Genomic DNA, 12,353 nt, shown 5'->3' with positions numbered 1-12,353 from the left:
TGTCAAGCGAGGCTGTGATAGTTTTATTGCAGCAGGTGACACTTTTCTGACGGCCATTGATTTTATTTAAACTGCTGTAAATTAAGCGATATTTTTTTGAGACGGCTTTCGCGTCAATCCGGCGGGAACCCGCATCCGCTCTCGCTTGCCGGGTGTTTTCTAACTCTAATGCACAAGGTTATCCACAGGAATAGTGGATAACTACCCTCAAGCCATTGTCTGCGCCGCTCCGCGAAAACCCTGCATTTTGTGTAACGAGGCGGAAAAAATTTTTTCTTGTCGGCTTTAGACGTCTTTTGGCACTTTTTGTTCAGCGTCAAGACGTGATTATGGTCACATAACGCCCGGCAATAGATTAAAAATTAAACGCAGCGCTGCACCAGGGCGGCGAGTTTCCTCCCTTCTCAGGCACCCTTAAAGTGCACCCTTCAGATAAAGTGCTAGCCCAGGATCGCTCACCCACCCTTTTTTATCAGCTTAATCTCAAAGAACACGATATTTCGCCCCGGATTCCGGCGCTGGCAAGAGAATTGCAACGTAACCGTACCGGAACTCGACCCTTTCTCCCTGTTTGGGAGAAGCGACGCAGGATGCTGGTGATCTGGTGAATAAAACGCTCGTAACGCTGCGCAGTCAGCGAAGTGATTATCTCTTCACCCTCTCAGAAAGGAGTTTGCTATGTTGAGTTTACGTGCTGTGAATCAGTACTACGGCACGCAGCACACGCTGTGGAATGTCGATTTAGATTTGCTGCCGGGCGAATGCACCTGCGTGATGGGCGCGCCGGGTATGGGTAAGACGACGCTTGTGAATTGTATTGCAGGCTACCTGCCCGTGCAGAGCGGCAGCATTACGTGGCGCGAGGCGGGTAAGCCGCCGGAAGAGCTGTTAACGATGCCGCCAGAACACCGCGCCGCGCTCGGCATCAGCTTCCTGCCGCAGGACAGGCGCATTTTCTCGCAGCTTACCGTTGAGGAAAACCTGCGCATCGCCATGCTGGCGGCGGCGGATAAGCCAGGCCCGCTGCCGGAGATGATTTTCGATCTTTTCCCCGATCTTTACGCGCTGCGTCATGCGCGCGGCGGCGAGCTGTCGGGCGATAACCAGCAGCAGCTGGCGCTCGCCCGGGCGCTGGTAAACCAGCCCAGGCTGCTTATTCTGGACGAGCCGACGCGCGGCGCCGGTCAGAATGTGATTCAAAAGCTAAGCCTGCTGATAGTGCGCTTAAACCGCGATTTCGGCCTGACCGTGCTGCTGGTGGAACAGCAGCTGTCGTTCATTCGACGGGTAGCAGACCGCTTTTGCCTGCTGCATCGCGGCCGCGCCGTCGCCCGGGGGAGCGTTGCGCAGCTTGATAACGAAAAGCTGGCGCACTGGATAACGCCGTAAAGCCTGGCGCCGCTTCAGCGCCGCTTCAGCGCCTCCAGCGAAAGATAACGGCCGAGCGGCTGATGCTCGGCCCGCTCCCCAAGCCACGGGATCTCCCCAAGACACGGCGCAGGCAGCAGTCTTTTAAGTGTCGCCATATACTCATGATGGCGTTTGCCAGGCGGCTGCACGTCGTTGGCAATCCAGCCCGCGAGCGGCAGCCCGGCCGCCGCGACCGCCTGGGCGGTAAGCAGCGCATGGTTGATGCAGCCAAGCTTCACGCCTACGACCAGAATCACGGGCAATTGCTCCTTCACAACCCAGTCGGCGAAAGTGGCGGTTTGCGAAAGCGGCGTAAACCAGCCGCCGGCGCCTTCCACCTGCACCCAGTCGGCGAGCGGCTCCAGCGCGGCAAGCCCGGCGGAGAGCGTAGCGAAATCAATCGGTCTGCCCTCTTCCTGGCTTACGATATGCGGCGATGTGGGTTCCAGAAAGGTGAGCGGATTAACCTGTTCATAGCGCAACGCCACGCTGCTGTGGCGCTGCAGGGCCAGCGCGTCGCTGTTGCGAACCCCCTCTTGCGTCATTTCGCTGCCGGACGCCACCGGCTTGTAGCCTGCGGTGCGGTAGCCCGCAAGCGCCGCCGCCTGCAACAGCGCGCAGCTCGCCACGGTCTTGCCCACTTCGGTATCGGTACCGGTAATAAACCAGCGTTCAGTCACGTTCAATCACTCCAAAAATCAGATGGTACGAGAGCGGGAAACCGCCCGCTCGCTGCGGCCAGGCGAGCGGCAGCCGCTGCAGCTCCCGGCGCGTCAGGGTGCGGTTTTGCCGCCCGTCATGCAGATGCGTCGCGCCAATGCCTTTGAGCGACCGCATGGCGCTTAAGGCGTCCGGAAAAGTCAGGGTAATGCGCTCCTGAAAGAGCACCACGCGGCTTTCCGGGCAGGCGCGGGCTATCGCGTCGGCGGATAAAAAGCGGTTAGCGTGCGGGTTTTCATCCACCGCCCGCCACGCCTGATGCAACTCCGGCAGCGATCCTTCCACCAGCGTGCTGAAGGCGATGCGCCCGCCGGAGCGGGTTACGCGATAAAGTTCGCCCAGCCCCCGTGAGAGGTTTTCACACCACTGCACCACCAGGTTGCTCCAGACCAGGTCAAAGCTTTCACTGGCGAAGGGCAGCGCTTCGATATCGCCCTGCGCATAGCGGTGCGCCGTCTGCTGGCGACGCGCCTGCGTCAGCATCTGCGCGCTGAGATCAACTGCCGTCACCTCGCTTCCCAGCTCACGCCAGCGGCGGCTGAACGCGCCGGTGCCGCAGCCTGCGTCAAGCACCTGGGCGAAGGCCGCGCCCTGCAGGCAGGCCAGCAACCGTTCGCCGCTCAGCCGCTGTAGTTCTGCAAAGCGGTCATAGCTTTGCGCCGCGCGGCCAAAGGCGGCCGCCACGGCGCGTTTATTCACGGCAGGCGTCATAGAGGGCCTCCAGCAAGGCGTCGATATCGTCGTTTTCATGGGCGGCGGTGAGCGTGATGCGAAGCCTGGCGGTCCCCGCCGGCACCGTAGGCGGACGAATCGCGCTGACCCAGCAGCCGCGTTCCCGTAGCCGCTGCGCCAGCGCCTGGGTGCGAAGGTTATCACCCACAATCAGCGGCTGGATGGCGGTGGCGGATTCTGCAAGCGTAAGCGGCAGCGCCGCAGCGCCCGTGCGAAAGCGTGTAATGTGATGAGCAAGCCGGCTACGCAGCGCGTCGCCTTGCTGAATCACGCGCAGCGCAGCATGCAACGCAGCGGCCTGAGCGGGCGGCATGCTGGTGCTGTAGATAAGATGGCGGGCAAACTGCGTCAGGTAATCGGCGAGCGAGTGGCTGCACAACACGGCTGCGCCGCTCACGCCAAAAGCCTTGCCGAAGGTGACTATCAGCAGTTCGGGGTGAACCTGGCTTGCAAAGCAACTGCCGCGCCCGCCTTCGCCCAGCACGCCGATGCCGTGCGCATCGTCCACCATCAGCCAGGCCTTCGCCTCACGGGACGCCTGAGCAAGTTGCGCCAGCGGCGCGCTGTCGCCATCCATGCTAAAAACCCCTTCCGTCACCACCAGCGTTTGCCCGTCGCACGGTTTCGCCAGCAGATTTCGCAGCGCCCCCGCGTCGTTGTGCGCGAAACGCCGTAGCCGCGCCGGGCTGTGGCTTGCCGCCTCCAGCAGCGAGGCGTGACTTAAGCGGTCCGCCAGCAGGCGGTCCTCTTTTTGCATCAGCGCGCTAATAACCGCCTGATTAGCCGCGAAGCCGGAGATGAACAGCAGCGCCCGGTCGAAACCGAGCCACTGCGCCAGCGCCGCTTCCAGCCCGGCGTGCTCGCGATGATAGCCGGTCACATGTCCGGAACCGCCGCTCCCCACGCCATAGCGCTCCGCCCCTTGCCGCCAGGCGCGGGTTACGTCCGGGTGCTGGCTCAGGCCGAGGTAGTCATTGCTGGAAAAATTCCGCCAGCGCTGTTCGCCGCGCACCAGCCAGCGCCCGTTCCCCTGCTCGTTTGGTTCACGGGTGCGAAAGGCGTGGTTTTCACGCCGCTCGTTTAAGGCGGCGTCGATTCGCGCCTGCCAGCTCATACTGCCGCCGCGTTGTAGTACTGTTGGTTGTCCGCGTCGCGCAGGGCGTGCTCCAGACGCTCCTGCTGCTCGTTGTCGCCGGCCAGCACCGCGGTCTGTTGCGGGTTAAGCCCAAGCTTGCGGAAAAGCTGTAAGTCTTTGTCCTCTTCCGGGTTCGGGGTGGTGAGCAGCTTACAGCCATAAAAAATGGAGTTGGCGCCTGCCATAAAGCACATCGCCTGCGTCTGCTCGCTCATCTGCTCGCGGCCTGCCGAAAGGCGCACGTAAGAAGTTGGCATCATGATGCGCGCCACGGCGATGGTGCGAATGAAATCGAACGCGTCAACATCCTCGTTGTCGGCAAGCGGCGTGCCTTTCACCTTCACCAGCATGTTGATTGGCACGCTTTCCGGCGGCGTAGGGAGATTCGCGAGCTGCAGCAGCAGCCCCGCGCGGTCGGTGACGGTTTCGCCAAGGCCCACGATGCCGCCGGAGCAGACTTTAATGCCGGCGTCGCGTACTTTGCCGATGGTGTCGAGACGCTCCTGATAGGTGCGGGTGGTGATAATGTTGCCGTAAAACTCCGGCGAGGTGTCGAGGTTGTGGTTGTAGTAATCCAGCCCCGCCTGGCCCAGACGCTGCGCCTGCGATTCGCTCAGCGTGCCAAGCGTCATGCAGGTTTCAAGCCCCATCGCTTTAACGCCCTGCACCATTTGCTCCAGGTAAGGCATATCGCGGTCGTTGGGGTTTTTCCACGCCGCGCCCATGCAAAAGCGCGTGGAGCCTGCGGCTTTCGCTTTGCGGGCGGAGTCCAGCACCTGCTCGACCTCCATCAGCCGCTCCGCTTCGAGGCCGGTTTTGTAACGCGCGCTCTGCGGGCAGTATTTGCAATCTTCCGGGCAGGCGCCGGTTTTGATGGAAAGGAGCGTGCTGACCTGCACCTGCTGCGGGTCGAAATGCTGGCGGTGAACCTGCTGCGCGTCGAAGAGCAGCTCCAGCAGCGGTTTTTCAAAAAGGGCGTTAACTTGCGACAAAGTCCAGCGTGCGTGGTGAGCCATCGGGGCGTCTCCAAAGTTTTTTTTCGTTGGGGTTATAGATATACTTGTAAACCTAAATCTTTTTAATTTGGTTTACAATAGCACTTATGACCCCTGACGATCTCGCCTTCGACCAGCGACATATCTGGCACCCCTACACCTCCATGAGCGCCCCGCTGCCCGTCTATCCGGTCACGTCCGCCGAAGGCTGCGAGCTGCGTCTCGCCAGCGGCGAAAGGCTGGTGGACGGCATGTCTTCCTGGTGGGCCGCCATTCATGGCTATAACCACCCGCGCCTTAATGCGGCGCTTAAACGTCAGATTGACGCCGTTTCACACGTGATGTTCGGCGGCATTACTCACCCCGCCGCCATAGCGCTCTGCCGTAAACTGGTGGCAATGACTCCGCAGGCGCTGGAGTGCGTGTTTCTGGCGGATTCCGGCTCGGTGGCGGTGGAAGTGGCGATGAAAATGGCGCTGCAATACTGGCAGGCGAAAGGCGAGCCGCGTCAGCGCTTTCTCACCTTTCGCAACGGCTACCACGGCGATACGTTCGGCGCGATGTCGGTCTGCGACCCGGACAACTCCATGCACAGCCTGTGGAAGGGATATCTGCCGGAAAACCTCTTCGCGCCCGCGCCGCAAAGCCGCTTCGACGGCGAATGGGATGAGCGCGACCTGGCGCCTTTCGCCCGCCTGCTGGCGGCGCATCGTCACGAGATTGCGGCCGTGATTCTGGAGCCTATCGTGCAGGGCGCAGGCGGCATGCGCATTTATCACCCGGAATGGCTTAAGCGCATCCGCAAGATGTGCGACCGCGAGGGCATTCTGCTGATCGCCGATGAGATAGCCACCGGCTTTGGCCGCACCGGCAAACTCTTCGCCTGCGAACATGCGGGCATGACTCCGGATATTCTCTGCCTTGGCAAAGCGCTGACCGGCGGCGCCATGACCCTTTCAGCGACGCTTACCACTCGCCATGTCGCCGAGACCATCAGCAATGGCGAAGCAGGCTGCTTTATGCACGGCCCGACGTTCATGGGCAACCCGCTCGCCTGCGCCGTGGCCGCAGAGAGCCTGGCGCTGCTAGAAGAAGGGAACTGGCATACGCAGGTCGCCGCCATTGAGCGACAGCTGCGCGAAGAATTAACCCCGTGCCGCGACGAGCCGGGGGTGGCGGACGTTCGCGTGCTGGGCGCTATCGGCGTGGTGGAAACCCGCCAGCCGGTAGAAATGGCGGCGCTGCAGCGCTTTTTCGTTGAGCAAGGGGTCTGGATACGTCCCTTCGGCCGCCTGATTTACCTGATGCCGCCTTATATCATCACGCCGGAACAGCTCACGAAGCTCACCCGGGCGGTGCGCGAAGCGGTAAAAAACCCGGCGTTTTTCAGAGCGTGATCCCGCCGCCGCGCCCGGCGACCGGGAGCGTGATGCACTACACTTCAGGGATTTGAAGCAGAAAACCAGGAGGAGACGATGAAGATTCTGATGGTGCTGACCTCTCACGACAGGCTTGGCGATACCGGCAAAAAAACGGGCTTCTGGCTCGAGGAGTTTGCCGCGCCCTGGTACGTTTTTCATGATGCGGGCGTGGAGGTGACCGTCGCCTCGCCGAAAGGCGGCCAGCCGCCGCTTGACCCGAAAAGCGACGAACCGGATGCCCAGACCGAAGCCACCGATCGCTTCTGTAAGGATAAAACCGCACAGGATGCCCTCGCTAACACGCTGAAACTCGAGGATATTAACGCCGACGATTATGACGCGATTTTCTTCCCCGGCGGTCACGGCCCGCTCTGGGATCTGGCAGACCATCCTGTATCCATCGCGCTGATTGAGCATTACTGGGCCAGCGGCAAGCCGGTGGCGGCAGTCTGCCATGCGCCCGGCGTGCTGCGTTACGCCAAAAAACCGGACGGCTCGCCGCTGGTTGAAGGCAAGCGCGTAACCGGTTTTACCAACAGCGAAGAAGAGGCGGTGGGCTTAACTAACGTGGTGCCGTTCCTGGTGGAAGATGCGCTGAAAGAAAAAGGCGGGCAGTTTGAACGCACCGGAGACTGGGGCGAGTATGCGGTAACCGACGGCCATCTCGTTACCGGACAGAATCCAGCCTCGTCCGCGGCGACTGCCCAGGAGTTACTCAAGCTGTTGGATCTCTGAACAGGAGCAACAATGAAGTTAATCAGCCACGATATCAAAGAGGGCGAAAAGCTGCCGGCCCGCCATGTCTTTAACGGCATGGGTTATGAAGGCGACAATATCTCCCCGCACCTGGCGTGGGACGAGGTGCCGCCGGGTACCAAAAGCTTTGTCGTCACCTGCTACGACCCGGACGCCCCTACCGGCTCCGGCTGGTGGCACTGGGTGGTGGCGAATCTGCCCGCCGATACCCGCGTGCTGCCGCAGGGCTCCGGCTCCGGCCAGGCGGAGCTGCCGGACGGCGCCATTCAGACGCTGACCGATTTTGGCAACACGGGCTACGGCGGCGCGGCGCCGCCGAAAGGCGAATCGCACCGCTATATCTTCACCGTTCACGCGCTTGACGTAGAACGCATCGAAGTGGATGAAAACGCCAGCGGCGCGATGGTCGGTTTTAATGTGCATTTCCACCGACTTGCCAGCGCCTCCCTTACCGCCCTCTATATCTGATCCGATTTAAAGCCGATTATCACAATCGGCTTTTCGTTTCGCTCAACTTAGTATAAAAATGCAGGCTTTCGTGGATATCCTCTTTTTACATTGCTAAGCAAGGAGCAACCCTTGAACACATTTTCGGTTTCCCGTCTGGCGCTGGCGCTCGCTTTTGGCGTGACACTGAGTGCATGCAGCTCAACGCCGCCGGACCAGCGTCCCTCTGAGCAGGCCGCCCCTGGCACCGCGTCCCGTCCTGTGCTTTCGGCTGACGAAGCGAAAAACTTCACCCCGGCGCGCTATTTCGCCGCGCTCGATCCGAATGCGGCCGCGTGGTCCCCTTCCGCTATCCGTCTGCCGCAGCAGCCCGATTTCGTGGTCGGCCCGGCGGGTACCCAGGGCGTGACCCACACCAGCATCCAGGCGGCGGTTGACGCGGCGATTGTTCGCCACTCCACCAGCCGTCAGTATATCGCCGTCATGCCGGGAACCTATGAAGGCACCGTTTATGTGCCGGCCGCTTCCGGCAGCGTGACGATTTACGGCACCGGCGAGAAACCGATCGATGTGAAAATTGGCCTGGCGCTGGATTCTGAAATGGACGCCAATACCTGGCGCCACACCGTTAACCCGTCGGGCAAATACATGCCGGGCAAACCGGCCTGGTATATGTTTGATAACTGCCAGAACCGCCGCTCCGGCGTTGTCGGCGTGATGTGCTCCGCCGTAGTCTGGTCGCAGAACAATGGCCTGCAGTTGCAGAACCTGACCATTGAGAACAACCTTGGCGACAGCGTGGACGCGGGCAACCATCAGGCGGTGGCGCTGCGCAGCGACGGCGATCGCGTGCAGATTGACAAGGTGAACATTCTGGGCCGCCAGAACACCTTCCTCGTGACTAACAGCGACGTGCAGAACCGCTTCCTGACTAACCGCCTGACCCGCACTCAGGTTACCAACAGCTATATCGAAGGCGATGTGGATGTGGTGGCTGGCCGCGGCGCGGTAGTGTTTGATAATACCGAGTTCCGTCTGGTGAATTCCCGCAATCCGCAGGAAGGCTATGTGTTCGCGCCAGCGACGCAGCCGAACCTGTTCTACGGCTTCCTCGCGGTAAACAGCCGCTTCAGCGCTTCCGGCAACGGCGTAGCGCAGCTTGGCCGCGCATGGGATCTTGAAGCGGGCGAAGGCGGTTACACGCCGGGCCAGACCGCTAACGGCCAGGTCGTTATTCGCGACAGCGTCATCAACGAAGGCTTTAATGTGGCGAAACCGTGGGGCGACGCGCTCGGCTCTAAGCGTCCGTTCACCGGCAACACCGGCACGGCGGACGATAAAGGCAACGTGCAGCGCGACCTTAACGACGCGAACGCCAACCGCATGTGGGAGTTTAACAACCGCGGCGTAGGCAGCCAGGTGGTGGCTGAGCCTAAAAAGTAATCGGCCTGAAAGCCGGTAAAGAAAGGGGGAGTTATCCCCCTTTTTGCTGCGACCTGTTGCGTTATCACAGAGCCTGCATTAGCCGTTGCAGGAAGCGGAGTGTTTATGTCACGCCGCCTGCACGCGATGCCCTTAACACGCGCACTTCCGACGGCGTGCCCCGGCTCGCTGTCGCCAATGACAATGCTAAGCATTCAGGCATGTCAGGCGCTACACCCTCCGCCCAATAAAAAACCTCGCCGCGGCGAGGTTTTTTTATTACGCCTCCTGGACGTTAATCGTCACCCACATTGGCCCCTGGCCTACGGCGTAACGCGCTTTTTCCTGCAACAGCCCCTGCGGCTCTTCAATGGCGTAAAGCGCGATATGGTGCGATTTCTGTCCGGCGGCAATCAGGTATTTACCGCTGTGGTCGATGTTGAAGCCGCGCGGCTGGGTTTCGGTCGGCTGATGCCCTTCCACCGCCAGCACGCTGCCATCCTCCGACACGCTGAAAATGGTCAATACGCTTGCGGTGCGATCGCAGGCGTAAAGATGGCGTCCGTCCGGCGTAAGGTGAATATCCGCCGCCCAGCGGGTATCGGCGAAACCGGCAGGCATCATATCCAGCGTCTGCACGCACTCAATGTTGCCGTGCGGGTCGTTCAGCGCCCAGACGTCCACAGAGCTGTTCAGCTCGTTAACGCAGTAGGCAAATTTACGGTTCGGATGGAACACCATGTGGCGCGGGCCAGCCCCTTCCACGGTGGTGACTTCCGCCGGGGTTTGCGCGACCAGCTTGCCATCGTCGCTGAGCGTAAACAGGCAGATGCGATCCTGCTTAAGCGCTGGCACCCACAGCGTGCGGTTATCCGGAGAGATGTTGGCGGAGTGGCAGCCCTCCAGCCCGTCGGCCACGTCGGCCACTTCACCTGGCAGGCCGTCGTTTAAGCGGATCACCGCAACGTTGCCTGCGTTATAGGAGGCGCTGAACAGGTAGCGCCCGCTATGATCGGTAGAGATATGGGTCGGGCTGCCCGGCAGCGCCGATTCGCCCGCCTCGCTCAGCGTGCCGTCGTGCGCCGCGATGCGGTAGGCGATAACGCGAAACTCAGGGCGTACGCCGACATAAAGAAAACGCTTATCGGGGCTGATTACCATCGGCTGCACCTGGCCTGGGGCGTCCACCACTTGCAACAGCGTAAGATCCCCTTCGGGGTTAAGTCGCCAGACGTGGATTTGCTGGCTTTCCGGGCTGGCGGTATAAACGGTCTGTTTCATGAATACTCCTTTCCTCACTGCAACTTGAAGGTCTGCCACAAAGGGTAGCGTGTTTTAGCAAGCGATGCCGAAACGCGCCGCAGGGTTTCGCCCGCTGCGGCTTGCGGTGTACCATCAGGAAAACCTGTATGATTCGACAACCTCTGGAAACGTAAATGACGTACCGTGTAATTGCCCTGGATCTGGACGGCACCCTGCTGACCGCGCAAAAAACGCTGCTGCCGCAGTCGCTCGAGGCGCTTAAGCGCGCACAGGAAGCGGGTTATCAACTGCTTATCGTCACTGGCCGCCATCACATCGCCATTCATCCTTTTTATCAGGCGCTGGCGCTGGATACACCTGCAATTTGTTGTAATGGCGCTTATTTGTATGATTATCCAGCGAAAAAGGTGCTGTCGGCCACGCCGCTGGCGCCGGAAAAAGCGTTGCGTTTAATTGATTTGCTGGATGAGCACCACATTAACGGCCTGATGTACGTGGATGACGCCATGCTCTATGAAAATCCGATGGGCCACGTCATGCGCACCGAAAACTGGGCGAAGAGCCTGCCGGAACACCAGCGCCCGATCTTTCGCCAGGTGCCCTCGCTACGCGAGGCGGCAACGCAAGTGGACGCCATCTGGAAGTTTGCGCTGACGGACGGTGATATTCCGCGCCTGCAAACGTTCGCCCTGACGGTGGAGAAAGAGCTGGGCGTGGAGTGCGAATGGTCATGGCACGATCAGGTGGACGTGTCGGCGCGCGGCAACAGCAAAGGAGCGCGCCTTGCAGAATGGGTCGCCTCACAGGGTCTGAGCATGGACCAGGTGGTGGCTTTCGGCGACAACCACAACGACATCAGCATGCTCAAAGCGGCGGGGCTGAGCTTCGCTATGGGCAATGCGGATGATGTGGTGAAGGCGAGCGCCAGCCGCGTTATCGGCCCGAATACCGAGCCGAGCATCGCCCAGGTCATCTATCAGCACCTGCTCTGATCAGGTCGTTATCGACACGCTTTTGATCTGCGCGTAAAGCCACAGGCCCGGCTTGATGGCAAGCTCGTCCCTCGCCCACGGGCTGATGCGCGCCCAGAGCGTGCGCGAGCCGACCTCCAGTTGCACTTCCACCTGGCCGTCGTCGTCATAGCACTGCGCCACTTTCGCCCGCAGCACGTTGCGAATGCTGCTGTGCGGCGAAGGCTGCAGCACCAGCGACACATCGGAAGCCTGAATGCGGATGCGCAGCGCCGTCTGCAGCGGCTTATCGATACGGTTAACCCACAGGTGCTGATCGCCCAGCGCCAGCGCTGTCATAGCGTAGTGCGGATGCTGTTCCAGCACCGTAACTTTCAACACGCTGCTCTGCTGCTCTTTCGGCAGCCACGGGTTCATCACCCGGCTGCCCCAGACCTGTTCCAGATTGCCAAACGCTTTAACCTCGCCGTTATCCAGCACCAGCACTTTGTCCGCCAGATGAAGAATTTCCTCCAGCGAATGGCTGACGTAGAGCATCGGCGTGTTGACTTCGCGAGCGAGGCGTTGCAGGTAAGGCAGCAGTTCGCGCTTGCGCGGGATATCGAGCGAGGCCAGCGGCTCGTCGAGCAGCAGTAATTCCGGCGCGGTCAACAGCGCCCTGCCGATAGCCACCCGCTGCTTTTCGCCGCCCGACAGGCTGGCGGGAAAACGATCCAGCAACGGCTCAATGCCCAGCAGCGCCACCAGCTTGTCATACTGCCCCGCCATGCTTTTCGCCATGCCATATTTCAGGTTGCCGCTGACCCGATAGTGAGGAAAGAGCCGGGCATCCTGAAAGACGTAACCGATCCGCCGCTTTTCCGGCGGCAGGAAAATGTTTTGCGCCGCGTCGCTCAGCACGCGGTCATTAAGCGTGATACGCCCCTGCTCCGGCCGCGTCAGGCCGCTGATGGCGTTGATGAGCGACGTCTTGCCTGCGCCCGAGACGCCAAATATCGCCGTAATGCCGCTGCCCGGGAGCGTTTCGTTGAGGGTTAAGCGGTGGTCGCCAAGCGTCTGGGTAAAGTTAAGCTCCAGCATT

At 60.7% G+C, this 12,353-nt stretch carries 12 protein-coding genes; 6 read left to right on the top strand and 6 right to left on the bottom strand.

Translation table 11 applies throughout. The features are described from left to right. The first annotated feature begins 678 nt into the window (after positions 1-678). Positions 679-1,389: an ATP-binding cassette domain-containing protein gene (locus MT962_RS02910; RefSeq protein ID WP_024560810.1), complete on the top strand. Its 711-nt coding sequence runs from the start codon at positions 679-681 to the stop codon at positions 1,387-1,389. 14 nt (positions 1,390-1,403) lie between these two features. On the opposite strand, the gene bioD is transcribed toward MT962_RS02910, so the two are convergent. The 4 genes from bioD to bioB are packed head-to-tail and all read right to left on the bottom strand — an operon-like array spanning position 1,404 to position 5,013. Further along, complete coding sequence (gene bioD, locus MT962_RS02905; protein WP_048888361.1) at positions 1,404-2,090, bottom strand: dethiobiotin synthase; 687 nt, start codon at positions 2,088-2,090, stop codon at positions 1,404-1,406. Then, positions 2,083-2,841, bottom strand: coding sequence for a malonyl-ACP O-methyltransferase BioC (gene bioC / locus MT962_RS02900; RefSeq protein ID WP_247364507.1), 759 nt, complete (start codon positions 2,839-2,841; stop codon positions 2,083-2,085). Before bioC ends, bioD begins: the two co-directional genes overlap by 8 nt. Then, a complete protein-coding gene (gene bioF, locus MT962_RS02895; RefSeq protein WP_247364505.1) occupies positions 2,822-3,976 on the bottom strand; it encodes an 8-amino-7-oxononanoate synthase in 1,155 nt (384 codons plus the stop codon). Before bioF ends, bioC begins: the two co-directional genes overlap by 20 nt. Then, positions 3,973-5,013: a biotin synthase BioB gene (gene bioB, locus MT962_RS02890; RefSeq protein WP_188723218.1), complete on the bottom strand. Its 1,041-nt coding sequence runs from the start codon at positions 5,011-5,013 to the stop codon at positions 3,973-3,975. The genes bioF and bioB overlap by 4 nt, the downstream gene beginning before the upstream one ends. Before the next feature lie 86 nt (positions 5,014-5,099). Between bioB and bioA the strand changes: the two genes are divergently transcribed. The 4 genes from bioA (at position 5,100) to MT962_RS02870 (ending at position 9,059) form a co-directional block, all read left to right on the top strand. Beyond that, positions 5,100-6,389 (top strand): adenosylmethionine--8-amino-7-oxononanoate transaminase, encoded by a 1,290-nt coding sequence (bioA, locus tag MT962_RS02885; protein WP_247364503.1) that lies wholly within the window; start codon positions 5,100-5,102, stop codon positions 6,387-6,389. Positions 6,390-6,467: 78 nt separating this feature from the next. Continuing rightward, positions 6,468-7,148, top strand: coding sequence for a type 1 glutamine amidotransferase domain-containing protein (locus tag MT962_RS02880; RefSeq protein ID WP_247364502.1), 681 nt, complete (start codon positions 6,468-6,470; stop codon positions 7,146-7,148). A gap of 12 nt (positions 7,149-7,160) precedes the next feature. Then, complete coding sequence (locus tag MT962_RS02875; RefSeq protein ID WP_024560806.1) at positions 7,161-7,637, top strand: kinase inhibitor; 477 nt, start codon at positions 7,161-7,163, stop codon at positions 7,635-7,637. Positions 7,638-7,748: 111 nt separating this feature from the next. After that, on the top strand, positions 7,749-9,059 hold the full coding sequence (locus MT962_RS02870; RefSeq protein ID WP_048888357.1) for a putative acyl-CoA thioester hydrolase: 1,311 nt from the start codon (positions 7,749-7,751) through the stop codon (positions 9,057-9,059). A gap of 258 nt (positions 9,060-9,317) precedes the next feature. Here the strand turns inward: MT962_RS02870 and pgl are convergent, their stop codons facing one another. After that, positions 9,318-10,319: a 6-phosphogluconolactonase gene (gene pgl, locus MT962_RS02865; protein ID WP_024555945.1), complete on the bottom strand. Its 1,002-nt coding sequence runs from the start codon at positions 10,317-10,319 to the stop codon at positions 9,318-9,320. A 155-nt stretch (positions 10,320-10,474) separates the two neighbouring features. Here pgl and MT962_RS02860 point away from each other — a divergent pair, with 155 nt between their 5' ends. Further along, a complete protein-coding gene (locus tag MT962_RS02860; protein WP_247364501.1) occupies positions 10,475-11,293 on the top strand; it encodes a pyridoxal phosphatase in 819 nt (272 codons plus the stop codon). Here the strand turns inward: MT962_RS02860 and modC are convergent, their stop codons facing one another. After that, the gene (gene modC / locus MT962_RS02855; protein WP_247364500.1) at positions 11,294-12,352 is read right to left on the bottom strand and encodes a molybdenum ABC transporter ATP-binding protein ModC; all 1,059 of its coding nucleotides are present in this window, start codon (positions 12,350-12,352) and stop codon (positions 11,294-11,296) included. Between the last annotated feature and the right edge of the window lies 1 nt (position 12,353).

The organism is Franconibacter sp. IITDAS19 (assembly GCF_023079515.1).
Lineage (GTDB): Bacteria > Pseudomonadota > Gammaproteobacteria > Enterobacterales > Enterobacteriaceae > Franconibacter > Franconibacter pulveris.
The sequence above is the reverse complement of the archived record's forward strand: the minus strand, read 5'-3'. Positions and strand labels throughout refer to the sequence as shown.

Bases quoted from the DNA above. Each gene is read 5' to 3' on its own strand.
- pgl (WP_024555945.1), bottom strand. From the start codon at position 10,319: ATGAAACAGACCGTTTATACCGCCAGCCCGGAAAGCCAGCAAATCCAC.
- MT962_RS02910 (WP_024560810.1), top strand. From the start codon at position 679: ATGTTGAGTTTACGTGCTGTGAATCAGTACTACGGCACGCAGCACACG.
- bioB (WP_188723218.1), bottom strand. From the start codon at position 5,013: ATGGCTCACCACGCACGCTGGACTTTGTCGCAAGTTAACGCCCTTTTT.
- MT962_RS02860 (WP_247364501.1), top strand. From the start codon at position 10,475: ATGACGTACCGTGTAATTGCCCTGGATCTGGACGGCACCCTGCTGACC.
- bioC (WP_247364507.1), bottom strand. From the start codon at position 2,841: ATGACGCCTGCCGTGAATAAACGCGCCGTGGCGGCCGCCTTTGGCCGC.
- bioF (WP_247364505.1), bottom strand. From the start codon at position 3,976: ATGAGCTGGCAGGCGCGAATCGACGCCGCCTTAAACGAGCGGCGTGAA.
- modC (WP_247364500.1), bottom strand. From the start codon at position 12,352: ATGCTGGAGCTTAACTTTACCCAGACGCTTGGCGACCACCGCTTAACC.
- MT962_RS02880 (WP_247364502.1), top strand. From the start codon at position 6,468: ATGAAGATTCTGATGGTGCTGACCTCTCACGACAGGCTTGGCGATACC.
- bioA (WP_247364503.1), top strand. From the start codon at position 5,100: ATGACCCCTGACGATCTCGCCTTCGACCAGCGACATATCTGGCACCCC.
- MT962_RS02875 (WP_024560806.1), top strand. From the start codon at position 7,161: ATGAAGTTAATCAGCCACGATATCAAAGAGGGCGAAAAGCTGCCGGCC.